Annotated in this window: 22 protein-coding genes and 1 pseudogene; 12 read left to right on the plus strand and 11 right to left on the minus strand. The window is 65.4% G+C overall.

Annotation, left to right across the window (positions count from 1 at the left end; genetic code table 11):
- Both I6F31_RS06340 and I6F31_RS06345 read right to left on the minus strand, forming a co-directional pair.
- Positions 1-448 (minus strand): annotated as a pseudogene (locus I6F31_RS06340) (hypothetical protein); the annotation flags it as partial.
- A gap of 37 nt (positions 449-485) precedes the next feature.
- Positions 486-1778 (minus strand): adenylosuccinate synthase, encoded by a 1293-nt coding sequence (locus I6F31_RS06345; protein WP_035998896.1) that lies wholly within the window; start codon positions 1776-1778, stop codon positions 486-488.
- 423 nt (positions 1779-2201) lie between these two features.
- Between I6F31_RS06345 and I6F31_RS06350 the strand changes: the two genes are divergently transcribed.
- A complete protein-coding gene (locus I6F31_RS06350; protein ID WP_035998893.1) occupies positions 2202-3134 on the plus strand; it encodes a DMT family transporter in 933 nt (310 codons plus the stop codon).
- A gap of 194 nt (positions 3135-3328) precedes the next feature.
- Here the strand turns inward: I6F31_RS06350 and I6F31_RS06355 are convergent, their stop codons facing one another.
- Positions 3329-3730 (minus strand): DUF1330 domain-containing protein, encoded by a 402-nt coding sequence (locus I6F31_RS06355; protein ID WP_225141231.1) that lies wholly within the window; start codon positions 3728-3730, stop codon positions 3329-3331.
- Positions 3731-3822: 92 nt separating this feature from the next.
- On the opposite strand from I6F31_RS06355, the gene I6F31_RS06360 reads away from it, so the two are divergent.
- A complete protein-coding gene (locus I6F31_RS06360) occupies positions 3823-4758 on the plus strand; it encodes a DMT family transporter (RefSeq protein WP_225185156.1) in 936 nt (311 codons plus the stop codon).
- A gap of 97 nt (positions 4759-4855) precedes the next feature.
- Positions 4856-5833: a tripartite tricarboxylate transporter substrate binding protein gene (locus I6F31_RS06365; RefSeq protein WP_035998887.1), complete on the plus strand. Its 978-nt coding sequence runs from the start codon at positions 4856-4858 to the stop codon at positions 5831-5833.
- 120 nt (positions 5834-5953) lie between these two features.
- Here the strand turns inward: I6F31_RS06365 and I6F31_RS06370 are convergent, their stop codons facing one another.
- Complete coding sequence (locus I6F31_RS06370; RefSeq protein WP_035998883.1) at positions 5954-7639, minus strand: methyl-accepting chemotaxis protein; 1686 nt, start codon at positions 7637-7639, stop codon at positions 5954-5956.
- Positions 7640-7892: 253 nt separating this feature from the next.
- Here I6F31_RS06370 and I6F31_RS06375 point away from each other — a divergent pair, with 253 nt between their 5' ends.
- From I6F31_RS06375 to I6F31_RS06395, 5 genes are all read left to right on the plus strand, one after another.
- Positions 7893-8936 (plus strand): C-terminal binding protein, encoded by a 1044-nt coding sequence (locus I6F31_RS06375; RefSeq protein ID WP_057028021.1) that lies wholly within the window; start codon positions 7893-7895, stop codon positions 8934-8936.
- Between the two features lie 85 nt (positions 8937-9021).
- Entirely contained in the window at positions 9022-10362 is a 1341-nt protein-coding gene (locus I6F31_RS06380; RefSeq protein ID WP_057028022.1) for an extracellular solute-binding protein, read from the plus strand.
- A gap of 142 nt (positions 10363-10504) precedes the next feature.
- Complete coding sequence (locus I6F31_RS06385) at positions 10505-11461, plus strand: sugar ABC transporter permease (RefSeq protein ID WP_035998865.1); 957 nt, start codon at positions 10505-10507, stop codon at positions 11459-11461.
- A gap of 49 nt (positions 11462-11510) precedes the next feature.
- Entirely contained in the window at positions 11511-12353 is an 843-nt protein-coding gene (locus I6F31_RS06390; protein ID WP_225112986.1) for a carbohydrate ABC transporter permease, read from the plus strand.
- 84 nt (positions 12354-12437) lie between these two features.
- A complete protein-coding gene (locus tag I6F31_RS06395; RefSeq protein ID WP_225185157.1) occupies positions 12438-13793 on the plus strand; it encodes an esterase-like activity of phytase family protein in 1356 nt (451 codons plus the stop codon).
- A gap of 56 nt (positions 13794-13849) precedes the next feature.
- Here I6F31_RS06395 and I6F31_RS06400 read toward each other — a convergent pair whose 3' ends face one another.
- From I6F31_RS06400 to I6F31_RS06425, 6 genes are all read right to left on the minus strand, one after another.
- On the minus strand, positions 13850-14677 hold the full coding sequence (locus I6F31_RS06400; protein WP_225185158.1) for an energy transducer TonB: 828 nt from the start codon (positions 14675-14677) through the stop codon (positions 13850-13852).
- Positions 14677-15117 (minus strand): TonB system transport protein ExbD, encoded by a 441-nt coding sequence (gene exbD / locus I6F31_RS06405; protein WP_225185159.1) that lies wholly within the window; start codon positions 15115-15117, stop codon positions 14677-14679. The genes I6F31_RS06400 and exbD overlap by 1 nt, the downstream gene beginning before the upstream one ends.
- Before the next feature lie 3 nt (positions 15118-15120).
- Entirely contained in the window at positions 15121-15897 is a 777-nt protein-coding gene (gene exbB / locus I6F31_RS06410) for a tonB-system energizer ExbB (protein ID WP_225185160.1), read from the minus strand.
- A gap of 23 nt (positions 15898-15920) precedes the next feature.
- Complete coding sequence (gene hutX / locus I6F31_RS06415) at positions 15921-16436, minus strand: heme utilization cystosolic carrier protein HutX (protein ID WP_035998840.1); 516 nt, start codon at positions 16434-16436, stop codon at positions 15921-15923.
- Positions 16437-16460: 24 nt separating this feature from the next.
- Positions 16461-16796, minus strand: a complete 336-nt coding sequence (locus I6F31_RS06420) for an antibiotic biosynthesis monooxygenase (protein ID WP_225185161.1) — start codon at positions 16794-16796, stop codon at positions 16461-16463.
- A 126-nt stretch (positions 16797-16922) separates the two neighbouring features.
- Positions 16923-19316, minus strand: a complete 2394-nt coding sequence (locus I6F31_RS06425) for a TonB-dependent hemoglobin/transferrin/lactoferrin family receptor (protein ID WP_225185162.1) — start codon at positions 19314-19316, stop codon at positions 16923-16925.
- A 262-nt stretch (positions 19317-19578) separates the two neighbouring features.
- Between I6F31_RS06425 and I6F31_RS06430 the strand changes: the two genes are divergently transcribed.
- Genes I6F31_RS06430 through I6F31_RS06445 form a run of 4 tightly spaced genes read left to right on the plus strand, consistent with a single transcriptional unit; the run spans position 19579 to position 22632 of the window.
- Positions 19579-19785 carry a hemin uptake protein HemP gene (locus I6F31_RS06430; RefSeq protein WP_036022033.1) on the plus strand — a complete coding sequence of 69 codons (207 nt, stop codon included), beginning with the start codon at positions 19579-19581 and terminating at the stop codon, positions 19783-19785.
- 5 nt (positions 19786-19790) lie between these two features.
- Positions 19791-20741, plus strand: coding sequence for a hemin ABC transporter substrate-binding protein (locus I6F31_RS06435; RefSeq protein ID WP_225146470.1), 951 nt, complete (start codon positions 19791-19793; stop codon positions 20739-20741).
- Positions 20738-21823 (plus strand): iron ABC transporter permease, encoded by a 1086-nt coding sequence (locus tag I6F31_RS06440; protein WP_225139238.1) that lies wholly within the window; start codon positions 20738-20740, stop codon positions 21821-21823. The genes I6F31_RS06435 and I6F31_RS06440 overlap by 4 nt, the downstream gene beginning before the upstream one ends.
- Positions 21820-22632 (plus strand): heme ABC transporter ATP-binding protein, encoded by an 813-nt coding sequence (locus I6F31_RS06445; RefSeq protein ID WP_225146469.1) that lies wholly within the window; start codon positions 21820-21822, stop codon positions 22630-22632. Before I6F31_RS06440 ends, I6F31_RS06445 begins: the two co-directional genes overlap by 4 nt.
- A gap of 172 nt (positions 22633-22804) precedes the next feature.
- Here I6F31_RS06445 and I6F31_RS06450 read toward each other — a convergent pair whose 3' ends face one another.
- Positions 22805-24484 (minus strand): mucoidy inhibitor MuiA family protein, encoded by a 1680-nt coding sequence (locus tag I6F31_RS06450; RefSeq protein ID WP_225146468.1) that lies wholly within the window; start codon positions 24482-24484, stop codon positions 22805-22807.
- Positions 24485-24581 lie beyond the last annotated feature (97 nt).

Below are 24581 nucleotides of genomic sequence, written 5' to 3' on the forward strand. Positions count from 1 at the left end.
GGCCAGGTGGGCGCGGGGCGTCGAAACGGGGCGCGCGCGGCGGCCGCGGGGCCTCGCCTTGATCATCAACGTTGAAGGACGGGCGGTCGGCGCGCGGCGGCGTCGGGGCCGGACGCGTGCGCGGCGGAGCCGCAGCCGGGCTCGCCTCGGTGGCACGGGTGCTGGCGCGGCGGAAGGCATCGCCACTCGAGCCGGAGCGGGCGGCGCCACCGGGACGCGAGGCCTCGCGGGCCCGCTGGGCGGCCTCCGATTCGACCTTGCGGACGGCCTCCTCCAGCGACAGCCGTTCCCGGGTGATCTCGGATTCGGAGAGCGGCGGCTGCACGCTGCGCAGCTGCGCGATCAGGGCCGTGCGCGCCCGCTCATAGAGCGCGCGACGGCTTTCGCCGGGAGCGTTGGGGTCCAGGGCGGCAATAGCGCGGGCGATCAGCGGATAGTAATCAGCCATTTCTACTCAACTATACGCGCGTCCCGGTAAGATATCGTTAAGCCTCAAACGGATTTTGCACCAGGATAGTATCTTCGCGTTCCGGGCTGGTGGAAAGCAGCGCGACCGGACATCCCACCAATTCCTCGATCCGCCGGACATATTTGATGGCCTGCGCCGGCAGGTCGGCCCAGGACCGCGCATTGGCGGTCGGCTCCTTCCAGCCCTCGATGGTCTCGTAGATCGGCTCGACCCGGCTTTGCGCGCCCTCGCCGGCCGGGAAATGGTCGATCTCCTTGCCGTCGAGCCTGTAGCCGGTGCAGACCTCGATCGAATCGAAGCCGTCGAGGATGTCGAGCTTGGTCAGCGCCAGGCCGTTGATGCCGCAGGTCCGGACCGCCTGGCGGACCAGCACGGCGTCGAACCAGCCGCAGCGGCGCGGACGGCCGGTATTGGTGCCGAACTCGCGGCCGCGCTCGCCGATCTTGCGGCCGATCTCGTTGTCCTGCTCGGTCGGGAACGGGCCCTGGCCGACGCGGGTCGTGTAGGCCTTGCACAGGCCGAGCACGTAGCCGACCGCGCCCGGCCCGAGGCCGGCGCCGGTCGCGGCCTGCGCCGCCACCGTGTTGGACGAGGTGACGTAGGGATAGGTGCCGTGGTCGACGTCGAGCAGCGCGCCTTGCGCGCCCTCGAACAACATGCGCTTGCCGGCGCGCCGCTCGATATCGAGCAGCCGCCAGACCGTCTCGGCATAGGGCAGCAGCTGCGGCGCCATCGCCATCAGCTCCTTCAGGATCACCGCGCCGTCGAATTCCGGCAGGTTGAGGCCGCGGCGCAGCGCGTTGTGGTGCGCCAGCAGGCGGTCGATCTTGTGTGGCAGCGTCTGATGATCGGCCAGATCCATCAGGCGGATGGCACGGCGGCCGACCTTGTCTTCATAGGCCGGCCCGATGCCGCGGCGGGTGGTGCCGATCGCGGTGGCGGCGCTGGCGGATTCGCGGTGCGCGTCGAGCTCGCGGTGCAGCGGCAGGATCAACGTGACGTTTTCCGCGACACGCAGGTTGTCGGGGCCGACATCGACGCCCTGCGACCTGAGCCTGGCGACCTCGTCGAGAAAGGCGGCGGGATCGAACACCACGCCGTTGCCGATCACCGACAGCTTGCCCTCGCGCAGCACGCCGGAGGGCAGCAGCGCGAGCTTGTAGGTCTTGCCGTTGATCACCAGCGTGTGGCCGGCATTGTGGCCGCCCTGGAAGCGGACGACGATATCCGCCTGCTCCGACAACCAGTCGACGATCTTGCCCTTCCCTTCGTCGCCCCACTGGGCGCCGACGACGACAACATTGGCCATTCGCGGGTAATCCTGTTCAATCTGTCTCTAGAAGGCATGATCCTCGCGGAAAACCGGTGCCCACTCTTCCGGGATCACGCCTGCGCCCAGCCCAATCGGCAGCCGGAGCCGCCCGCACGCAAGGCAGCCAACCGGATAAAGGAAGCAGCCCTTCTAGGCAAGCAAGAACGGGGCTTTTTCGGGGTCCAACGTCCGGTCCAAGCCCTTGATATCCGCGGAAAATCCCGAACCCTGGCAGGCCGGCGCAGGCGGCTTCGACCAAAGCGGGAGAGGCCGCCTTCGCCGCCAGCATGGTCGCGATGCGCCCGTCCCCGTTGATGCAACCTGGTTTTCCGTGTCTTTGGACCTGCCGGGTGATCAGCCGGCCCGGACCTCGCCGGGCCGGAGGGCTCGGCGTACTCGACGCGGGGCTCAACCATCACAATGTCCGCCACCGGCCAGACCACGCCCGCGGAAACATCCGGCCACAGCTGGATCGCCAACCAGCCTTACCTGCTGCTCAGCATCACCGCGCTGTGCTGGGCCGGCAACGCCATCGTCGGGCGGCTCGCTGCCGGCCACATTCCGCCGGTGACGCTGTCGTTCCTGCGCTGGTTCTTTGCCTTCCTGCTGGTGCTGCCGTTCGCCTTCAAGCACCTCGTGCAGGACTGGCCGGCGATCCGCGGCAAGCTCGGCCTGATGGTCACGCTCTCGGTCACCGGCATCGGCGCCTTCAACACGCTGCAATATTGGGCCCTGGAGCACACCCAGGCGCTCAACACGCTGCTGCTGCAGTCGGCCGCGCCGCTGCTGGTGGCGTTGTGGTCGCTGGTCATCCTCGGCATTCGTCTCACCGCCGCGCAGGCCTTCGGCGTGCTGCTGTCGATGTGCGGCGTGCTGACCATCCTGCTGCACGGCGATTTCACCACGCTGTCGAGCATCGACTTCAACAAGGGCGACCTGATCTTCCTGCTCGCGCTCCTGATCTTCGCGCTCTATTCGGTGCTGTCACTGAGGCGGCCGCCGATGCACGGCCTCTCGTTCCTCGCCTTCACCTTCGGCTGCGGCGCCGCCTGTCTCATTCCGCTGGAGATCTGGGAACTGTCCGCTCGCCCGGTGATGAAGCTCGACGGGCCGAACCTCCTGACGCTGTTCTACGTCGCCGTCTTTCCCTCGACGCTCGCCTATCTCTGCTTCAATCGCGGCGTGCGCCTGATCGGCGCCAACCGCGCCGCACCGTTCTTCCACGTCGTGCCGGTGTTCGGCTCGATCATGGCGATGGCGTTTCTGGGCGAGCACCCGCAGGCGTTCCACTTCATCGGTTTCGCATTGGTGCTGGCGGGCGTGTTCGCGGCGTCGCGAAAGCAGGCAAGTTAGGCGGCTTCATCGAAGCGCTCGCTGCACTTCCCTTCTCCCCTTGTGGGAGAAGGTGGCGCGAAGCGCCGGATGAGGGGTTGTCTCCGCGCATTCAATTGGGAGTGGACTCGCGGAGAGAGACCCCTCACCCGTCTCGCCGCTACGCGGCGAGCCACCCTCTCCCACAAGGGGAGAGGGGAAAAGTGCACGCGCTGCTACTTCGTTTTGAACTTGCTGTACGCCTCGCTCGTCGCAATGATCACGTGCTCGGCGCAGCCGTTGACGCGATGCGGATCGGCTTCGCGCTCGTAGGCTTGCGAGGTCATCATGTCGAGAAAGGCCGAGACCGACGGGTAATGGACCAGCGCGACGAAGTCCCAATCGTTGCCCGCGTGCGGACCGAGTGCGACTGTCTTGGCTTCGCCGGTCCAGAGCAGCGTGCCGCCGCGCGCCTTGATCATCGGCACCGTGATCGCGCTGTAGCGCAAGTATGCGTCCCAGCCCGACCCGTCGCCATCGAGCGAGCGCGCGTGGAAGCGCATCAGGTTCAGCATCACCACCGGCGCATTCGGATCGAGCCGCTCCAGGCCCTCGATGTTCAACATATTGACCGCCAATGGCACCTCCTCAGGGCTCGGCTGCATTGTAGCATTGCGGCGCTGTGACTTGTGCCATCGCGGCAATCGGGCGCAAGTTGTATCCAACGCCCATGACGACCGCTTCGCCCGCGCCACCGGCCGCCAATCCGGCCAGCTGGCTCAACAACCAGCCTTATCTGCTGCTCAGCCTGAGCTCGCTGTTCTGGGCCGGCAACATCGTGCTCGCGCGCCATGTCGGGGCGCATGTGCCGCCGCTGACGATCACCACGATCCGCTGGTTCGGCGTGTTCCTGATCCTGTTGCCGTTCGCCTGGCCGCATCTGAAGCGCGACTGGCCTGCGTTGCGCAAGAGCATGCCCCTGATGCTGTTCCTGTCGCTGGTCGGCTTTGCCTTCAACAACGCGATCTCGTATTGGGCGCTGCAATACACCGAGGCGCTGAATGCGCTGCTGATCCAGTCGGCGGGTCCGCTGTTCGTGGCGCTGTGGTCGCTGGTGCTGTTCGGCGTGCGGCTGACCGGCGCGCAGCTCGGCGGCATCGCGATCTCGCTGCTCGGCGTGCTGATCATCATCCTGCGCGGCGACCTCGCGGCGCTGGCAAGCATCAGCTTCAACAGGGGCGACATCATGTTCGCCTCCTCGCTGGTGGCGTTCGGGCTCTACTCGGCCTTCATCCCGCGCCGGCCGAAGATCCACCAGCTCTCCTTCCTGTCCTTCACCACCTGCTGCGGCGCGACGATGCTGCTGCCGACGGCGATCTGGGAGGCGGCGAGCGGCCGCGTGCTGCAATTCGACGCGACCACGCTGGCGACACTGGCCTACATCCTGATCTTCCCCTCCACACTCGCCTATCTCTTCTTCAACCGCGGCGTGGCGCTGATCGGGCCGAACCGGGCGGCGCCGTTCTTCCATCTGGTGCCGGTGTTCGGCTCGGCGCTGGCGATCGTGCTGCTGGGCGAGAAGCTGCAGCCGTTCCACCTAATCGGCTACGCGCTGGTGCTCGCCGGAGTCGTGCTTGCATCGCGGCGGGGCTCGGCGATGACATAATTCCGCGCGACGGACGCGGTCACGACCTATAGCCATCTTCCGATTCCCCTTTGGACAAGCTAGGTTCCCCGCCAACCAAAAAGAGGGAACGACCGACATGATTTCAGGGCTGATTCGAAACCTGCGGACCGTCGCCGCGGCCGCGCTATGCCTCACGGCAGCATCCACCGCTCACGCCGACACCTATCCCAGCCGCAACATCACGCTGGTGCTGCCCTTCGCGGCCGGCAGCGGCACCGACACCACGACGCGGCTGATTTCGCAGCATCTGTCGCAGGCGCTCGGCGTTCCCATCGTGATCGAGAACAAGGCAGGGGCCAACGGCATGCTTGCCGCGACCTATGTCGCGAAGGCTGCTCCCGACGGCTACACGCTGCTGGTGACGACCAACACGACGCATTCGGCCAATCCCTATCTGCTCAAGAGCCTCACTTACGATCCGGTCAAGGATTTCACCCCGATTGCCCGCACCGGCGATCTGCCCTTCATGCTGGTCATCAATCCCGAGGTGCCGGCCAAGACGGTCGGAGAGCTGGTGGCCTATGGCAAGGCCAATCCGGGCAAGCTGAGCTACGCCTCGGGCTCCTCGGCGGCGATCGTATCGGGCGCGACCTTCGCGCACAATGCCGGGCTCGACCTGCTGCACGTGCCCTACAAGAGTTCGCCGCCGGCGCTCAACGACGTCATGGGCGGCCGCGTGTCGATGATGTTCGTCGACATCCTGACCGGCCTGCCCCATGTCAACGGCAACGCGCTGCGCGCGCTCGCCGTCACCACCAAGAACCGCACGCCGCTGGTGCCACACCTGCCCTCGATGCAGGAGGCCGGCGTGCCGGACTTCGACATCACGTCCTGGCAGGGCTATTTCGGCCCGGCCGGCATGCCGAAGGAGATCGTGACCCGGCTCAACACCGAGATCCGCAAGATCATCGAGAACCCGGAGATCAAGGCCAAGCTCGCCACGCTCGGCATGGACGCTTTTTCCGGCACGCCGGAGCAGCTCGGCACCTTCGTGAACGAGCAGCTGGTGCTGTGGGAGAAGCTGATCGCCAACGCGAAGATCGAGAAGCAGTAGTACGGTCTCGTAGGGTGGGCAAAGCGCAGCGTGCCCACGAAGAGTCGCACCGTACTCAAAAAGAAAAGGTGGGCACGACGCTTCGCGTCTTTGCCCACCCTACGAATTCAGCGCAAGAATTTACGCCGCACGGACCTTGGCGAGGAAGCCGTCGACGGCATCGCGCAGCGCGCCGGACTGGGTGTCCAGCTCGCGGGCGTTGGTGAGCACATCGCTGGCCGCGCTGCCGGTCGCTTCGGCGGCCGAGGTGACGCTGCCGATATGGGCGTTGATTTCACTCGAGCCGGCCGCGACCGACTGGATGTTGCGGGCGATCTCCCGCGTCGCCTCGCCCTGCTGCTCGATCGATGCGGAAATGCCGGCGGTGATCTCGCTCATCTCGGCGATCGTCTGGGTGATGCCGGAGATGGCCGACACCGCGTCGCTGGTCGAGGTCTGCATCGCCGCGACCTGGGCGGAGATCTCCTCGGTCGCCTTCGCGGTCTGGTTGGCGAGCGCCTTGACCTCGGAGGCGACGACGGCGAAGCCGCGGCCGGACTCGCCGGCACGCGCCGCCTCGATGGTGGCGTTGAGCGCGAGCAGGTTGGTCTGCGCCGCGATCGAGTGAATGAGCTTGACCACCTCGCCGATCTTCTCGGCACCGGTGGAGAGCTCCTGCACCGTGGCGTTGGTGCGCTCGGCATCGCTGACGGCACGGCTCGCAACTTCAGTCGAGCGCGTCACCTGGCGGGAGATTTCCGCAACCGAGCTCGACAGCTCTTCGGCGGCGGCCGCAACGGTGCCAACATTGCCGGACGCCTTCTGCGAGGCGGCACCGACGGTCGCCGCGCGCGAGGAGGCATCGCTGGCGGTCGCGGTCATCGATTGCGCCGTGGTCTGCATGCCGGCTGCGGCCGAGGAGACCGAGCGGACGATGCCGTTGACGCTGCGCTCGAAATCGTTGGCGATCTCCTCCATGGCGCTGCGGCGATCCGCCGCGGCGCGTTCCTTGGCGTCCGCGTCGGTCTTCTCGAGGTCGCGGATGCGGATCGCGTTGTCCTTGAAGATCTGCACGGTCGATGCCATCGCGCCGATCTCGTCGCCACGACCGACGCCGGGGATGTCGCCTTCGAGCTTGCCGTCGGCCAGCTCCCGCATCCGGGTGCCGAGCAGCCCGAGCGGAGCACTGATGCTGCGGCCGATCATCCAGGCGACGCTGCCGGCAACGATGACGATGCCGAGCACCGCCAGGCCGAGCAGCCAGTAGACCGGACCCATCTTGGCGTCGATGTCATCCAGATAGGCGCCGGTGCCGAGATACATATCGAAGCCGGGGACCGCGACGGCGTAACCGATCTTGCGGATCGGCGTTTCCTGGCCGGGCTTCATATATTCATAGTGAAGCAGGATCTCGCCGTTGGCCTTGACGCCGTTCATCAATTCCAGCGACAGCTTGCGGCCGTTGGTCACGACGTCCATTCGGTTGGTGCCGATCACCTTCGGATCGGGCGCAAGCTGGGTGAGACCGTCATAGGACGTGCCGAACAGGTAGCCGGCACCCTTGTCATAGGTCATCGCGTTGCCGTAGCGGCGAAGCTCGGCCATCGCGGCGTCCTTCGTCATCTCGCCGGCATCGACGCGCTTCTTCAACGCGGCGGCATAGTTGCGCGCCAGCTCGACGATCGCCTTGGCCTGGTCGATGCGCGCATTTACCATCTCGCGCTTCATCAGATAGCCGGCGAGAACTCCGGAGATGCAGAGGCCGAACAGCGTGACGCCGACGAGAATGCCAAGCTTCGGGGCGATCTTCAGATTGCTCAACTTCACAGGTTAGCTCCGGCAATGATGGGGTACAGGCGCACGACGAGATCGATCAAATTCGAATCAAGTCTTAGTGGCGGAGCCCTTAGCAAGTTACTTACGCACCTCCGTAGAAGCCCGGGGCTTGCACGGAAAAACGGAAATATACCTCGCCCGCAACAACCGTGAATTGTACGCACTTGCCCGAATTTCGCGTAAAAGACGCAAAGGCCCGCTCGTCGAGGCGGACCACGACAAGAAACCAAATCGGGAGCAGAGAATGCCGAAATACAGGGTGGTGACGCCGAAGGGTGCGAGCTTCACGGTCGCCGGCAGCGATTATTCCTATGAGCGCGAGGCGCTCGATCCGATCGATGCCGAGATCGTCGAGGCGCCCGCCGACGAGGCCGGGTTCATCGCCGCCGCGAAGAACGCCGACGCGATCTACGCCAAGGGCATCCCGATCACCAAGTCGATCATCGACGCGCTCGAGAGCTGCAAGGTGATCACGCTCGGCTCGGTCGGCGTCGACAGTGTCGACGTCAAGGCCGCCACGGCCCGCGGCATTCCGGTCACCAACATTCCTGACACCTTCATCGAGGAGGTCGCCGACCACGCCATGATGCTGCTGCTCGCCGGCTTCCGCCGCCTGGTCGAGCAGGACCGCATGGTGCGCGACGGCCGCTGGGCCGAGGGCCGGCCGGCGCTGCTGAAAATCCCGAGGCTGATGGGCCAGACGCTCGGCTTCATCTCGTTCGGCCGGGTTGCGCGTGCGGTCGCGAGACGCGCCGCGCCTTTCGGCCTGCGCATGATGGCCTACGATCCCTTCATCCAGGAAACGCTGATGTACGAACACGGCGTGATCCCGGCGACGCTGAACGAGGTGCTGTCGCAATCCGACTTCGTCTCGATGCATGCCCCTGCGCGGCCCGAGGTGCACCACATGCTGACCGAGAAGCACTTCCGGCAGATGAAGAAAGGCTCGATCTTCATCAACACCGGCCGCGGTGCCACCGTGGACGAGGAGAGCCTGATCAAGGCGCTGCAGGAGGGCTGGATCGCGCACGCCGCCCTCGACGTGCTGGAAAAGGAGCCGCCCTCGCACAACAATCCCCTCCTCGGCATGGAGAACGTGACCTTGACCGCCCATGTCGCCTCGGCCTCGGCACGGTTCGACGAGGCGCGCAAGCGCCGGGTGGGCTACGAATTGTCACTGGTGCTCCAGGGCATGTGGCCGGTAAGCTGCGTCAATCCGTCGGTGCTGCAGAACACCGCGCTCCGCCGCTGGCAGCCCGTCAGCATGGACCGCGGGCCGAACAGCTAGGCGGGCGGCGCGAAGGCGCCAAGGACCAAACGGCCCCTTCACCGGCGATCAACGCCGGGAAGGGAGACATCATAGGGAGGTACTGATGAGGAACGACATCACACGTCGTGATGCCTTGGCGCTGGGCCTGTCTGCTGCAACGCTCGCGGCCACCGGTGCTGCAGCGCAAACATCCGCTATCAAGGCTGCCGACGTCCCGGCACCCAAGCGCGAGATCGAAAAGGGCGCGTCCTTGCGCATGCTGCGCCCGGTGCGCTTCGTCCAGGCGGACGAGGACGTGTTCCGCGCCAATGCGGCAAAGTTCACCAAGGACACCGGGGTCGAGGTCAAGGTCGACTTCGTCGGCTGGGAGGACATCAACCAGCAGACCGCGGTGACCTCGAATTCCGGCGCCGGCCCCGACATCATCATCGGCTTCTCCGACGCGCCCCACATCTACATCGACAAGCTGATCGAGCTCACCGACGTCGCCGACTATCTCGGCAAGAAGTACGGCGGCTGGCTGCCGCTGGCGCAACGCTACGGCAAGAAGAACAAGAGCGAGTCCTGGATCGGACTGCCGTTCGGCGCCACCGCAGGTCCCCTGATTTACCGCAAGTCGGTCCTGCAATCGGTCGGCTTCGACAAGGTTCCGGAAGATCATGCCGGCGTGCTCGACCTCTGCCGCAAGCTGCAAAAGGCCGGCAAGCCGGCCGGCTTCGCACTCGGCAACGCCAAGGGCGACGGCAACGGCTTCGCCAACTGGGCGCTGTGGTCGCACAATGCCTCCCTGCTCGACGAGGAGGGCAACGTCACCATCAACAGCAAAGAGACGATCGCCGCACTCAACTGGGTCAAGGAGCTGTATCCGACCTTCATCGCCGGCACGCCGTCCTGGAATGACGTCAGCAACAACCGCGCCTATTCCTCGCAGGAGATCGCGCTGACGGCCAACGGCGTCTCACTGTACTTCTCGCTGAAGAACGACCCGGCCACCAAGGCCATCGCCGAGGACAGCGAGCATCAGCTGCTGCCCAAGGGCCTCGCCAAGGTCTCGCCGATGGCGGGCCTGACATTGAACGCTATGGTGTTCAAGCACAGCCCGTACCCCAATGCCGCCAAGGCCTTCCTGCAATACATGCTGGAGAAGGACCAATACGAGCCGTGGCTCAATGCCAATTCCGGCTACTGGTCCCAGCCGCTGGCCGCCTATGCCGAGGCTGCCGTGTGGTCGCAGGACCCGAAGGTGAGCTTGTTCAAGAACACGATGAACAGCACTTACTATGACGGCTACAAGGGGCCGATCTCGACGGCCACCGGCGCAGTCAGCGCCGATTACGTGCTGATTCAGATGTGCGCGTCCGTCGCCACAGGTGCCGCCACGCCGGAGGCCGCGGCTGCGGAAGCCGAGCAGCGCTGCAAGCGCTACTTCCGGCGACAGCGGTAAGAGCGACGACGACAGAGCCGCCGTCATTGCGAGGAGCACTTGCGACGAAGCAATCCAGACGATCACTGCGGAGACAGACTGGATTGCTTCGCTTCGCTCGCAATGACGGTGTCGTGACACTTCAGACGGGACAAACCAATCTATGTCCGTGACCACCCTCTCCTCCCACGCACTGGCGCAACGACAGCCGAACTGGATCGTGCGCCTGTTCGACTACAAGCCGTTCCTGATCGTGATGTGCCTCGCGCCCGCGCTCGGGCTGCTCACGGTATTCCTGACCTACCCGCTCGGCCTCGGCGTCTGGCTCGCCTTCACCGACACCACGATCGGCCGTCGCGGCATCTATGTCGGGATCGAGAATTTCCAGTACCTGCTCACGGATCCCTTGTGGTGGAACGCGGTGTTCTACAGCGTGTTCTACACGGCCGTGGCGACCTTCGGAAAATTCGCGCTCGGCTTCTGGCTCGCGCTGCTGCTCAACAACCATTTCCCGTTCAAGAGCCTGCTGCGCGCCATCGTGCTGCTGCCCTGGATCGTCCCGACGGTGCTGTCGGCGCTGGCGTTCTGGTGGATCTACGATCCGCAGTTCTCGATCATCTCGTACCTCTTGGTCGACGTTCTGCATTGGCGCGACAGCAATATCGACTTCCTCGGCTCGCCCTGGCCGGCGCGCTTCTCGCTGATCGCCGCCAACATCTGGCGCGGCATTCCCTTCGTCGCGATCTCGCTGCTGGCCGGCTTGCAGACCATCTCGCCCTCGCTCTACGAGGCCGCGATGCTGGACGGCGCCAGCGCCTGGCAGCGCTTCCGCTACATCACCTTCCCGATGATGCTGCCGATCCTCGCCATCGTCATGACCTTCTCGATCATCTTCACCTTCACCGACTTCCAGCTGGTCTACGCCATTACCCGCGGCGGTCCGGTGAACTCGACCCATCTCTTGGCGACGCTGGCGTTCCAGCGCGGCATCGCCGGCGGCGAGCTCGGCGAAGGCGCGGCAATCGCGGTGTCGATGATCCCGTTCCTGGTGTTCGCGACACTGTTCTCCTATTTCGGCCTGGCGCGCCGCAAATGGCAGCAGGGAGAGGCCAATGACTGAAACCGTCGCGCAATCGACCGTCGCGGACGCAAAAGCACCGCCCGACACCATGGCCTGGGATTCCGGGCTGCGGCGGCTGATGATGATCTACCTGCCGCTCGGCTGCTTCGTTCTGATCCTGCTGTTTCCGTTCTATTGGATGGCGATCACCTCGTTCAAGCCGAACGCGGAGCTGATGAACTACCGGGACAACAACCCGTTCTGGATCTCCTCGCCGACCCTGGCGCACATCAAGCATCTGTTGTTCAACACCGCCTATCCGCAATGGCTGAAGACGACGATGCTGGTCGCGATCGGCTCGACCACGCTGTCGCTGATCGCGTCGACGCTGGCGGCCTACGCGATCGAGCGCCTGCGCTTCCGCGGCAGCCCCTATGTCGGCCTCGGCATCTATCTCGCCTATCTGGTGCCGCCGTCGATCCTGTTCATTCCGCTCGCCACCGTGGTGGTGCAGTTCGGCCTGTTCGACTCGCCGCTGGCCCTGATCCTGGTCTATCCGACCTTCCTGGTGCCGTTCTGCACCTGGCTCCTGATCGGCTATTTCAAGTCGATTCCTTACGAGCTCGAGGAATGCGCGCTGGTCGATGGCGCCACGCGGCTGCAGATCCTGCGCCGGATCACGCTGCCGCTCGCAGTGCCCGGCCTGATCTCGGCCGGCATCTTCTCCTTCACGCTGTCCTGGAACGAGTTCATCTACGCGCTGGCCTTCATCCAGAGCGGCGCCAACAAGACCGTGCCGGTCGCGATCCTGACCGAGCTCGTCACCGGCGACGTCTATCAATGGGGTGCGCTGATGGCGGGATCGCTGCTCGGCTCGCTCCCGGTCGCGATCTTTTACTCGCTATTCGTGGATTACTACGTCTCTTCGCTGACGGGTGCGGTGAAGGAGTAGACGAAGCTGCGGCCTTTGGCCCGGCTTCACAATACTGCAACATGCGATCCGCATAAGCGTTGCGTCCGCCAACAGGAGACGCACATGCGCGCGACTTTTCTTTGCACCGTCGCCACGATCATTCTCACTGCGAGCACAGCGCTCGCGCAGAGCGAGGGCGAATTCCCCGCCAAGCTCGCCGGCCACGCGGTGATGCCGGCCGAAACCTTCATCCAGGCGCCGGCTGATGCCCCCGCCGATCTCAAGGCGGCGGGCAAATATACCACCGGCAAGCGGGTCGACGCGCTCGGCACCGTGATGGGCAAGTCCTTCGAGCGTCCGACCGGCGTGTCGCTGCCGTTCAAGGGCCAGCCGCTGCAAGGCCATTCCGGCATCAAGACCCTGCCCGACGGCACGTTCTGGGTCCTCACCGACAACGGCATGGGCGCGCGCGCCAACTCGCCGGATTCGATGCTGTACCTCAACCGCTACAAGATGGACTGGGCCAGCGGCAAGATGGAGCGGCTGGAGACCATCTTCCTGCACGACCCCGACAAACGCATCCCCTTCCGCATCGTGCATGAGGACACCCAGAAGCGCTATCTCACCGGCTCCGATTTCGACACCGAAGGTTTCCAGATCGTCGGCGACACCTTCTGGATCGGCGACGAGTTCGGCCCCTATGTCCTGAAGGCGGACAAGTCAGGCAAAATCCTCGGCGTGTTCGATACGGTCGCCGACGGCAAGCCGGTGCGCTCGCCCGACAATTGGGCGGTGGGGACGCCGGCCGCGCCGGGCGCGACCTACACCAATGTCAATCTCCGCCGCTCCAAGGGCTATGAGGGCTTCGCCGCGTCCAAGGACCGCAAGTTCCTCTACGGCCTGCTCGAGGGACCGCTGTGGGACGCGGAGAAGAAGGAGTGGGAGAAGGTCGACGGCAAGGAAGCCGCCCGCATCCTCGAATTCGACGTCGCCGCCGAGAAATTCACCGGCCGGTACTGGCACTATGTGTTCGAGCAGAACGGCAACGCCATCGGCGACTTCAACATGATCGACCAGGCTTCCGGCCTCATCATCGAGCGCGACAACGGCGAAGGCACCGCCGACAAGGCCTGCCCGCAAGGCCAGCGCGGCGAGAGCTGCTTCCCTGACCTCGCCAAGTTCAAGCGCGTCTACAAGATCGAGCTGACCGACGCCAATGTCGGCAAGCCCGTGCGCAAGATCGGCTATATCGACCTGATGAAGATCAGGGATCCCGACAAGAAGGCGAAGAAGCCGCTCAACGACGGCGTCTACACCTTCCCGTTCTTCACCATCGAGAACGTCGACCGGGTCGACGACACCCACATCATCGTCGGCAACGACAACAACCTGCCGTTCTCCTCCAGCCGCGATCCCAACAAGGCCGACGACAACGAGTTCGTGCTGCTCGAGGTCGCGGATTTCCTGAAGGCGAAGTGAGGCGAGGCTCGCTCTCCCTCCCGCTTTTCCGCGGGAGGGAGAGTCATTGCCCATGGCTACTTCCCGAAAATCACCGGGACGTTGATGGGTATGGTTGCATAAGTGATCTCGGCCGGCACCGGCGGGAATGGTTGGGCCTGGCGCACCATGGCCATCGCCTGGGCATCGAGCGCTGCGACGCCCGAGGAGCCGCCGAGGCGGCTGGACAATACCTGACCGTTACGGCCGAGCGTGAAGCTCACCTTGACCACGCCCCTCTGGCCATTCGCGCTCGTCGGATACTGGTGGAAGCGCATGAGATGCGCGCGGACGCGCTGATAATAGGTCGCCATCGCAGACGCGAGCGAGCCGGCATTGACGGCAGAGGCCAGCGGAGCCTGCCGCTCCGCGCGCGGCGGTGCGCTGGTGCGCGGCGCCGGAAGGACATCCGACGGCTTCCGGGCGTCGAGGCGGACCGCCTTGGGCTTCGCCGGGGCGGGCTTCTCCACGGGTGTAACTTTCGCAGGCTCGGGCTCCGACGGGCTCGGCTTGAGGCTCTGTTCCGGTGGAGCCACCACATCCGGCTGCTCCTGCGGCGGTGTCGGCGGAATCATTTCCTCGACAGCCTGCTGCTGCACCGGCTCGGGCGGTGACGCATCCGCCTGCTGCATCATCGGTCCCGGCGCGATGTCCAGCGGCGTCGACTGCGGTGCCGAAGTCTCCGGCGTCATGTCGATCAGGATGGCCGGCATGTTGACGCCCTCGTCCGGCACCTGCTTCAGCCAGCTCGTTGCAAGCAACGCGGCGCCGAGATGCAACGCCACGATCATCGCCGCCGAGGCCCCCCAGCACGCACCCTCCCGCTCGTCGACCGGCTGGTGCAGGGCAAAGGCGTTCGCGGTCATCAGCTGCGTCCGTCGAGGCCGACCAGTGCGACCTTGAGATAGCCGGCATTGCGCAAGGTATTCATCACCTCCATCAGGTCGCCATAGGAGACGGCCTTGTCCGCGCGCAGATAGATGCGCTCGTCCTTGCGGCCCCTGGTGGCGGCATCGAGTGAGGTGCCGAGCCCGTCGCGAGCGACGGTACCCTCACCCACCGCGATCGAAAGGTCCGGCTTGACGGTGACGAAGACCGGCTTGTCGGGCCGCGGCGCCGGCTCGGCGGCCGTCGCCGGCAGATCGACGCCGATGTCGACGGTGGCGAGCGGCGCCGCGACCATGAAGATGATCAGCAGCACCAGCATCACGTCGATGAAAGGCGTGACGTTGATCTCGTGGGTGACCTCGAGTTCGCTCGCGTCCCCGCGCGAGCCAAGCTTCGATGTCCCGAGCCTGGCGGCCATGGCCTACTCCGCCGCCCGGGCCAGGCGGAAATGGCCGTGGTCGCGCTGGCGGCTCACCAGCAGCATCAGCTGCGCCGAGGCGTCGCCGAGCAAAGCACGGTAATTGGCGATGCCGCGGACGAGATGATTGTAGATCACGACCGCCGGGATCGCGGCAACGAGGCCGAGTGCGGTCGCGAGCAACGCTTCGGCAATGCCGGGTGCGACCACCGCAAGACTGGTGGTGTGGCTCTCGGAGATGCCGATGAAGGAGTTCATGATGCCCCAGACGGTGCCGAATAGGCCGACGAACGGCGCGATGGCGCCGATGGTCGCGAGCACGCCGGTGCCGCGCGCGATCTGCCTGGACATCGCCGCCTCGACCCGCTCCAGCCGTAACGCGACGCGCTCCTGCAGGCCGTCGTCGAGGATGCCGCCGGAAAGCTCGGCCTCCCTGGCGCAGGACTGGATCAGCTGCGCGACTGCGTCGCGCGCGTCGCCGGTCCGCGCGGATGCCTCGGCCAGCGTCATCTTGCCTTCGAGGGTGCGCGTCCGCTGCAAGGCGAGCGAGCCCTTGCGACGCAGCTCGATGGTCTTGGCGAGCCAGACCGTCCATGTCGCCAGCGAGGCAACGGCAAGCCCGACCATCACGACCTTCACGACGATGTCGGCACCGAGGAACATGCCCCAGGGCGACAGATTGCGCGGCAACAGCGCCGCGTCGATCGCAAAGGCCGGCGCCGGCACGAGCGCCAGTGCGATTGTGAGGATCACGTGCCCTAGCGTGGAATTGCTCTGCATCCTGATCTCCCGACAAATGGAAGTTACGCCGAAAGCTTCGCCGCGATCCGGTCCGCGAGCCGCCGGAACCGCGCCAGCTGATCCGCCCGCAGCGCCCTCGTCTCGTCGCGGCCGACGAAGACCTTGAACATGATGCCGCCGTCGGCGTTCACGAAGGCGACGAAGGCCGAGGACTTGCCCATGAAGGGCCGCTCGACGAAGGCAATTCCCGCGCAGCGCTCGTGGCGGAGATGGCCGTGCAGGCCCTTTGGCTGCATCAGGTTGAAATAGCCGCGGCCGATCTCGCCCGCGGGAATGGTCCCGGTGAACTCGAAGATCGCATCATCGGTGTGGACGATCAGCGTGACCTCGCCCCATTCCGCGATGTCCTGCATGGCGGCGGCAAAATGTTCGCCGCTCCCGATGCGCACCATTGACGGCGGCAACGCCTCGATCACCGCGCGCGGCGTGGCGCTGCGCTCGCGCGCGACGTCCTCGATCACGGCACCCGGATTGTCCGCCATATGCGCCTTGAGGTCGGCGAGATCGGTGCTCAGCATATCTGGCTCCTCAACCCCGGCGCCTCAAGCGGCCGCGCTCGCCTTGCGCTCGGTCATGATGACCTCGAAACCTTGGAACTTGGGGTGACCGAGATAGAGGCTCTCGCCGGTCTTGTTGTCGGCGCGCGCATGAGCGCGGCGGAATTCCTCCGAGCGCGTCCAGGCCTCGAAAGCCGCCTTGTCGACCCACACGGTATGCGAGGAATACAGCGTGTGGTCCTCGGCGACCGGCCCCTTGAGCAGATGGAATTCGACGAACCCCGCCATGCTGCCGAGATAGGACTCACGGGTCCGCCAGACGGTTTCGAACGCGGCTTCCGAGCCGGGTTTCACCTGGAAGCGATTCATGGCGATGAACATTCGACTTTTCTCCTGTGACTTGTAGATCGGCAATTGCCGACCGGATATTTCAGAACGGGTCGAAAGCCACGCTGACGCATCAGCGTGGCTTTCGAGATCAGCAAGGCATAACCTGCGGTGTCTTCCTCAGGTGCCGCCAAAGTGGTATTTGAGACCTCCCTTGATCACGAGCCCAGCACCGGCGCTCGCCCACTTCACGTCGTTTTGCGTGTCGCCCGTGCTACCGACCGGAATGGCGTACGGACGATAGTAGCGATTGAAGAGGTTCTCGACGGAGAAGTTGAGCGTGAGATCGGGCGTCGGGTGATACTGCGCGTAAAGATTGACGAGATCGTACGACGTCGCGGGCGTGTAGGTCCTGGGGATGTCGTAGTTGGCGATTGCCGACGTCCACATCATCGAAAGGATGAGGGTGCGGTCGAGCAGACGCACGCCGGCCGTCGTCGTGATCTTCTGCGGCGGAATGCTGTAGAGGCCGAAGCCGGTCTGGAGATTCTTTCCGCTCTGATAGGTCCCGGAGAGGCCGAAGAACCACAGGTTCGCGTCATACATCGCCTCGGCCTCGACGCCTTGAATGAGCGCGGACGCCACGTTTTGATATTGCAGGAACGGGAGCACCGTGATCGACGGTGCCGGTGGCGGCCCGGTCGGGACCACGAGCGGGTTTCCGTAAGCGACCTGGTCGATGAAGTCGCTGATGTCGTTGCGGAACACGTTGATCTTGCCGCGCAGCGTGTCGCCCGCCGTGAACAGATCGTTCTTCTTGATGTTGAAGCCAATCTCCTTGTTCTTGCCGACCTCGGGGCGCAGGTTTGGATTGGGCACGAAGCAGAAGGTCGAGTCCGCGCCCGGTCCCGGCGTGCCCGACGGACAGCGGAAGAACGAGTCGTTGACCGTCGCGCCGGCATGTGGCCCGCTCACCAGCGTCTCCGTGATCGAGGGCGCCCGATAGCCTTCCGCGTAGCTGGCATAGGGGGTCACGACCGCGGTCGGAACGAGAGCAACGGTGATCTTCGGCGACAGGCGATCGCCGCCCGACGACGAGGATGCCGAGGAAAGCTGATAATTGTCGTAACGGAGCGCACCGATCACCTCGAGCATCGAGGTGTAGTTCGCCCGCCACTGCACGAAGCCGCCAGACACCGTGCGCTGGCCGCCGGGCGTAGTCACTTCGGCGGTACCGGTCCTATCCTGCGTAGATACTTTATCCTGAAAGGCGTCCAGGCCGTATGTCACCGCGTGGCGCCAGCTTCCAGTGTCGAACCGCGTCGTATTGTGCACGTCGATGCCGATTGTATCGAGCAGATATCCGCGGTTGCTCCCGATGCACCCCGAAACGGCATTGCCCGGCACGCCACCGCAATAAACTGACGGCGTCGTGGTGGTGTGCCTGGTCTTAGTCTGGTCGTTCTCGGTGCGATTCCAGTAGATCTTCGCATCCCAGTCGAACCACTGATCATTCGGCTGCGAATATTTCCAGCCGAGCGTCGTGGTGTAATTCTTCACGTTGGAGGCGTAGATTGACGTGCCGTTCAGATTGTTCGTGCCGTTCGCATTGGTCGAATTGGGATCGCCGGCGCGTCGCGGCGGCTGGCCCAGGCTGTAGATGTCTTCCTGAAAGATGGCGCCGAGCTTGACCTCGTGGCCGTCCGCCGGCCGCACCGTCAGCTTGGCGATGCCGCTGCTGAGCCGATTGCCGGTATTGGCGACCTCGAAGCCGGTGCCGTCCTTGTAGCTCTCCTGCGTCGAATAGGTGCCGCCTGCGAACACGTCGACATTCGGATTGACGTGCACGCCGCCGAAGGCCGAGCCGAGTGCGCGACCATAATTGCTGCCAAGGATAGTCTTGACATCGACGCCCCAGCGCTCGCCCACGCGGACGACATCCTCGATGTCCTTGGTGCGGAACGAGGCCACGCCGCCGATCGCGCCGGAGCCGTAGATGTTCGCGGTCGGGCCGCGCACGATGTCGATGCCGCTGATCAGCTCCGGATTGAGGAAGAAGGAGCCGTTGGCGAAGTGGCCTGTGCGCTGATAGTTCTGCCGCGCGCCATCGACGACGACAGCAACGCGGCCGAAATCCTGCAGGCCGCGAATGTTGATCGAGGTCGACGGCTCGTCGCCGCGATTCTGGACCCATACGCCCGGCACATTATAGATGAGGTCACCAACCGTGCTGGCCTGACGTCCCTCGATCTGCGCCGAGGTCACGACGCTGACCGGTGCCAGCGCATCCACGGCACGCTCCTCGGTCTTCGTTGCCGCGACCGTAATCGCATCGAGCGTTTGCACCGGCGCTGCGCCGCCGGCCTGGGCGCGGGCGTTCATCACCTCCGGCGCGGCCTGCTGCGCAACTTGCAACGCCTGCTTGCGCTTGGCCTGCTTCGGCCTTTCCGACGGCGCGTTTTCACTCTGCTGCGATGCGGTCTGCGCGAGACTGCCCTCCGCCGTCATTGCCGCAATTGAAACCACCGACGCGCCCAAAATCAGGGCGCGCGAATACCTAGCCCCGTCAGCCATATCAGCCCCAGCCTGCACTTCACTTTAGTTTTTGATGTCGTCTGGCTGGCGCGCGCTCGCAACGCGAGCGACTGGCTGGCTGATTGTCTCAAGAGGCGGGCGAGTTCCCCGCTGTGAGAAATCGTTACGTGGCAACACTCTGACGGTCAATGACATCGGGTTACAGTTTATATCGATTGTAAACTGCGATGGTTGGAATGCGCTTGGCGCCACCTGTACAAACGGGCGGTACTCCAGCTTTCGAAAGCGCATCACACCGACAATGTCAGCCACATCAGGAGACAGCAGCGGCAGCGCGGCAGGACCGGCACAAAGCCCTTCTGCAGCAACGCGAACTCTCACCATGCGCGGCAGCCGCATCGATAGCCGCGAGCTGTTTGCCGCCGAGCGCGAGATCATCATTGCGCATGGCGAGGACAGCTATCGTCTCCGCCTGACCTCGCAGAACAAGCTGATCCTGACGAAGTAACTGCAATGACATGTTGCCGCACCCTCGCCCGTCTCCTGCTCTCCGGCGGACTCGCGTTCGCGTCTATCGCTCACGCCGCGGGCATCATTGTGCATGACGCACGCAATCGCGACGTCACTGTTACCGATTTTGCCCGCACGGTGTCGATCGGCGGCGCCATCACCGAGATCCTCTATGCGCTGGGATTGGAAAGCCGGCTGGTCGGCGTCGACACGACGAGCCTCTATCCGGCGGCGGCACTGCAAGACAAGCCGAATGTCGGCTACGTGCGCCAGATCTCGGCCGAAGGCGTGCTCGGTCTCAACCCGACGCTGATCCTGGCGATCCAGGGCTCGGGCCCACGCGAGACCATGGACATCCTGGAGACGGCGAAGGTGCCGCTGGTGCTGGTGCCCGAGACCTTTTCCGAGGAAGGCCTGATCGAGAAGATCAAGCTGGTCGGCCACGCCATGGGCGTCGATGCGCGTGCCGAATGTCTCAGCGCCGCGGTCGGCGCCGATCTTGCACAGCTCCGTGCCCTGCGCGCCAAGGTGACGAAGCCGGTGCGGGTGATGTTCGTGATGTCGCTCCAGAACGGGCGGGCGATGGTGGCGGGCCACAAGACCGCGGCGGATGAGATCATCCAGCTCGCGGGCGCGGGCAACGCGGTCGAGGATTACGATGGTTACAAGGTCATCAGCGACGAGGCGATCGTGGCCGCAAAGCCCGATGTCGTGCTGTCGATCGAGCGCGGCAAGGATTCGCTGCAGGCCGATGCAGTCTACACGCACCCCGGCTTTGCGCTGACGCCGGTCGCGGCCAACAAGAGCTTCATCACCATGGATGGGCTTTATCTGCTCGGCTTCGGGCCGCGCACCGCGGCAGCGGCGCGCGATCTCTCAGTCAAGCTCTATCCGGCCTTGGCCGAGGGCGGCGCGTTCGCGTCGGCGCTGTCGACGGCGAATTGCCGGCAATGAGCGTGGCCGCCGGGATCGAAACACAGAGCCCGCGACACAGCGCGGGACGGCGAGCAGCATCGTTCGCGATTCCCCTTCTGCTCGTGGTGCTCCTGGTCACCGCGATCGCCGCCCTGACGGTCGGCGCCGCCGGCATCCCGCTCTCCCGGCTGCCAGCCGCGCTGGGCTTGGCCGGCGAAAGCGCGGCCATGACGGCCCGCGACCAGCTCGTGCTGTGGTCGATCCGCATTCCCCGGATCGCGGCGGCGGCGATGATCGGCGGCCTGCTTGCCGCGGCCGGCGCGATCATGCAGGGGCTGTTTCGCAACCCGCTCGCCGATCCCGCCCTGGTCGGCGTCTCCAGTGGCGGCGCGCTCGCAGCCGCGAGCGCGATCGTCTTCACCGATTCCCGCTTCGGCGAGGCGCTGCGCTTTCTCCAGACCGAGCTGTTGCCCCTCGCGGCCTTCGCAGGTTCGCTGGCGACCACCACAATCCTCTACGGCATCTCCAGCCGCTCGGGACGCACCTCGATCGCGATCTTCCTGCTCGCCGGCGTCGCCATCACCGCGATTGCCAATGCGGGCATTGGCCTGCTGGTATTCATCGCCGATGACCGTCAGCTGCGCGACATCACGTTCTGGATGCTGGGCTCGATGAGCGGCGCGACCTGGACCAAGGCCGCCGTGCTCGCGCCGGTGCTCATTGCCGGACTCGCAGGCTGCGCCTTCATCGCGCGCGGCCTCGACCTGCTGGTGCTCGGCGAGGCCGACGCCTTTCACGGCGGCGTCGACGTCGAGCGCCTGAAGCGGATCTCGATCGTGATGGTCTCGGCCATGACCGGCGTCGCGGTGTCGATCAGCGGCGTGATCGGCTTCGTCGGCATCGTCGTGCCGCATCTGCTCCGTCTCGTGATCGGCCCGGCGCATCGCCTGCTGCTGCCGGCCTCGGTGCTATCAGGCGCGATCCTGATGGTCGGGGCCGACACGCTGGCGCGGACCATCGTGGCGCCCGCGGAGATGCCGATCGGCATCCTGACGGCGGCCGTCGGCGCACCCGTCTTTCTCTTCATCCTGCTGCGGCAGCGCGGGCTCGCCGCGCTATGACCGCAGTGCTCGATGCACGACACCTAGGCAAGCGCGCCGGCCGCGCGACATTGCTTGACGGCGTCGGCCTAACGGTTGCGGCCGGCGAGATGATCGCCATCATCGGCCCGAACGGCGCCGGCAAGTCGACGCTACTGCGGCTGCTCTCCGGCGATCTCCGCCCGAGCGCCGGCGAGGTGCGGCTCAAGCAGCGCGACATCGGCAGCTTCGCGCCGCGCGAGCTCGCCGCGCGCCGCGCGATGCTGTCCCAGCACATCAACGTCACCTTCCCCTTCACCGTCGAGGAGATCGTGCTGATGGGCGCGGGCGAGCGCAGCTGGCGCGAGGCCGGCCCGCTCGTCGACGCCGCGCTGGACGAGGTCGGACTGTCGCATTTCCGCGAGCGGCAATTGCCGACGCTGTCGGGCGGCGAGCAGCAGCGCGCTCATTTCGCCCGCGTGCTGGTGCAGCTCGCCTGCGGCGAGGCCAAGCACGGCCCCGGGCTCTTGCTGCTGGACGAGCCGACCTCGAGCCTCGATCTGCGCCACCAGATCGACCTCGTCGAGGCGGCCCGCCGCCGCGCGGCTGCCGGCACCGCCGTGATCGCGATCCTGCACGATCTCAACCTCGCGATCCGCTTTGCCGACCGCCTGGTCGTGCTGGCCGGCGGCAGGCTCGCCGCGGACGGTCCGCGCGCCGAGGTCGTCACGCGGGAGAGGATCCGGGATATTTTCGAGATCGACGCGGACGTGCATCAGGTTGACGGCGTGCCGTTTGTGCTGCCGCAGTCGATGCGGGTTGCGGGGCAAGCTGAACTGCCGCCACGGTGAAGGTGCGCTGCCTCGCCCCGTTCTTACGGGGAGAGGGGTGGGGTGAGGGGCCTCTCTCCACACGCGAGATGGTCGAGAGACCTGTACCCCCTCACTCGGATTGCATCTTCGATGCAATCCGACCTCTCCCCGCAAGCGGGGCGAGGTGAAGCTGCGCCACCTGTGCAGGAAATCAGCCCGCCGGGACGATCACCATGCTCTTGTCCTTCGGCCAGCGGATGCGCCAGGCGAAGTTGATGTCGCGGGCCTCGCCGGGCTTGGCGTCGAACGACCATTCCAGCACGCCGCGCTTGTCGCGGATGTTGTTGGCGGTCGGCTGGGTGCTCGAGGGCAGCATCTCGACGACGATGTCCTCGTTCTCGCTGACCGGCAGCTGATCCTCGATCGCGACGCGAATCGGAAAATCATGCCCGTTGCGGATCGTGGTCTTGAACGAACGCTCGTCGGTCTTCGACGTCGTGACCAGGAGGCCTGCCGAGCCTTCGTTGCGCTTGAGCACGGCGCGTTCGATCTTGACCTTGTCGTCGGCGCCGAACCCGAGCCGCACGATGTCGTCCTTGGTGGACGCCGTGATCTTGCCGCGGCCGACGAAGGTGCCGTCGCGATAGATCGCGACCTTGCCCGGCAGCAGGGTCGTGTCGTCGGTCTGTTTGAAGCTGGCTTCCAGGAATGCGGTCGGATCCAGCACCGGCGCGGCGCGCACCGCGAGATCGGCGGGCACATTCACCGAAGCGATACGTAGGCTCTTGGCACCGTCGGCGGCGCCGAGGCTGACGCGGCCGGGAATCCTGAAGGTGGCCTGGAAATCGCCGATCTCGGCGACGGCCTGTTGCTCGTCGGCGCGCTCGCGCAACTCGGTCGCTTCGGCAGCCTTGGACATGGGCTCGTACGAGCGCTGGCGAACAGTTGGCGCAGGCCGCGCTAGATCCGAGGCCGTGCCAAGGGCCATGGGCTTCGGCACTTGTGGATATTGCGCGATCAGCGAATGCAGCTCCGGAGCACTGCCGCCGCGGCTGATGCGCACGGTGGAGACGCCGAGCGTCACGTTCGACCAGTCCTCGCCGGTGGCCTGAGTCACCTCGGCGCGACGAACCAGTTCGAGCTGCGGCTTGCGATCCTTGGCGCCGGTATCGAGCCGCGCATCGTAGAGCGGCACCCAGCGCGCGTTGCGCACGGCATAGGTCACGCGCAGCGTCGCCTTGGTCGCGGCGGCCGAGGCGACGTCGATCCGCACTTCCAGCTTGCTCGGCGGCTTGGCCGAGCGCTCGGCTTCCAGTTGCGCGATCTGGCGGTCGAGCTCGCGCTGTTTTCGCGTGGCATCGCGAATTGCGCTGTCGGCGGTCGCGATCTCCTCGGCGACCGCGGCAAAGGCCGCGCGCCATTCAGCAATCGGGCGCGCCTCGCCCTTCTCGCCGAGGCCGGCCGGCGACGCCTCGGCAAAATGCTGCGCGAACTTGCGCCGGGCATTGGCCGAGTCGATCGCACCCTGCAGGTCGGCCCGTTGATCCCTCAGCGCTTCGATGCGCTTGTCGAGCTCGGGCAGGTTGACCGGCGGCGCGGCCTTCGGTGGGCGTGCATCGATCGTGCCGATGGTGAGCTTGGCGCCCGCCTCGCCTTCGACGCGGAGGGAAGATGGATCGAGCGAGAGCGGAAAATCCTTGGCCACCAATGTCGAATCGCCGGAGGCGAGAGCTAGCGAAATGACGCGGGTGACGGTGGCACCGTCGGGATAGACGGTGACCGTGTCGATCGTCGAATTGGCGTCCACATTGGCCGCCCATAACGGCGATGCGAGCGCCGTGGTCACCAGGACCAGGCCCGTGGTTGCCAAATATCCTGCGGTGATGCGCATAAAGTCCCTCCTGCCGGTATCGCCGCGCCGCCAGCCGGACGCGCGCGATGAAATGCCTCGCCATCGTGGTTGGACGCGGCAGGGAAGGAACCGGTTC

It is taken from the genome of Bradyrhizobium sp. NBAIM01 (assembly GCF_020194115.1).
GTDB classification, from domain to species: domain Bacteria; phylum Pseudomonadota; class Alphaproteobacteria; order Rhizobiales; family Xanthobacteraceae; genus Bradyrhizobium; species Bradyrhizobium yuanmingense.

Bases quoted from the DNA above. Each gene is read 5' to 3' on its own strand.
- I6F31_RS06400 (WP_225185158.1), bottom strand. From the start codon at position 14,677: ATGACCGCGAACGCCTTTGCCCTGCACCAGCCGGTCGACGAGCGGGAG.
- exbB (WP_225185160.1), bottom strand. From the start codon at position 15,897: ATGCAGAGCAATTCCACGCTAGGGCACGTGATCCTCACAATCGCACTG.
- I6F31_RS06420 (WP_225185161.1), bottom strand. From the start codon at position 16,796: ATGTTCATCGCCATGAATCGCTTCCAGGTGAAACCCGGCTCGGAAGCC.
- I6F31_RS06385 (WP_035998865.1), top strand. From the start codon at position 10,505: ATGTCCGTGACCACCCTCTCCTCCCACGCACTGGCGCAACGACAGCCG.
- I6F31_RS06375 (WP_057028021.1), top strand. From the start codon at position 7,893: ATGCCGAAATACAGGGTGGTGACGCCGAAGGGTGCGAGCTTCACGGTC.
- I6F31_RS06390 (WP_225112986.1), top strand. From the start codon at position 11,511: ATGGCCTGGGATTCCGGGCTGCGGCGGCTGATGATGATCTACCTGCCG.
- I6F31_RS06435 (WP_225146470.1), top strand. From the start codon at position 19,791: ATGACATGTTGCCGCACCCTCGCCCGTCTCCTGCTCTCCGGCGGACTC.
- I6F31_RS06345 (WP_035998896.1), bottom strand. From the start codon at position 1,778: ATGGCCAATGTTGTCGTCGTCGGCGCCCAGTGGGGCGACGAAGGGAAG.
- hutX (WP_035998840.1), bottom strand. From the start codon at position 16,436: ATGCTGAGCACCGATCTCGCCGACCTCAAGGCGCATATGGCGGACAAT.
- I6F31_RS06395 (WP_225185157.1), top strand. From the start codon at position 12,438: ATGCGCGCGACTTTTCTTTGCACCGTCGCCACGATCATTCTCACTGCG.
- I6F31_RS06425 (WP_225185162.1), bottom strand. From the start codon at position 19,316: ATGGCTGACGGGGCTAGGTATTCGCGCGCCCTGATTTTGGGCGCGTCG.
- exbD (WP_225185159.1), bottom strand. From the start codon at position 15,117: ATGGCCGCCAGGCTCGGGACATCGAAGCTTGGCTCGCGCGGGGACGCG.
- I6F31_RS06440 (WP_225139238.1), top strand. From the start codon at position 20,738: ATGAGCGTGGCCGCCGGGATCGAAACACAGAGCCCGCGACACAGCGCG.
- I6F31_RS06450 (WP_225146468.1), bottom strand. From the start codon at position 24,484: ATGCGCATCACCGCAGGATATTTGGCAACCACGGGCCTGGTCCTGGTG.
- I6F31_RS06380 (WP_057028022.1), top strand. From the start codon at position 9,022: ATGAGGAACGACATCACACGTCGTGATGCCTTGGCGCTGGGCCTGTCT.
- I6F31_RS06430 (WP_036022033.1), top strand. From the start codon at position 19,579: ATGTCAGCCACATCAGGAGACAGCAGCGGCAGCGCGGCAGGACCGGCA.
- I6F31_RS06445 (WP_225146469.1), top strand. From the start codon at position 21,820: ATGACCGCAGTGCTCGATGCACGACACCTAGGCAAGCGCGCCGGCCGC.
- I6F31_RS06365 (WP_035998887.1), top strand. From the start codon at position 4,856: ATGATTTCAGGGCTGATTCGAAACCTGCGGACCGTCGCCGCGGCCGCG.
- I6F31_RS06350 (WP_035998893.1), top strand. From the start codon at position 2,202: ATGTCCGCCACCGGCCAGACCACGCCCGCGGAAACATCCGGCCACAGC.
- I6F31_RS06360 (WP_225185156.1), top strand. From the start codon at position 3,823: ATGACGACCGCTTCGCCCGCGCCACCGGCCGCCAATCCGGCCAGCTGG.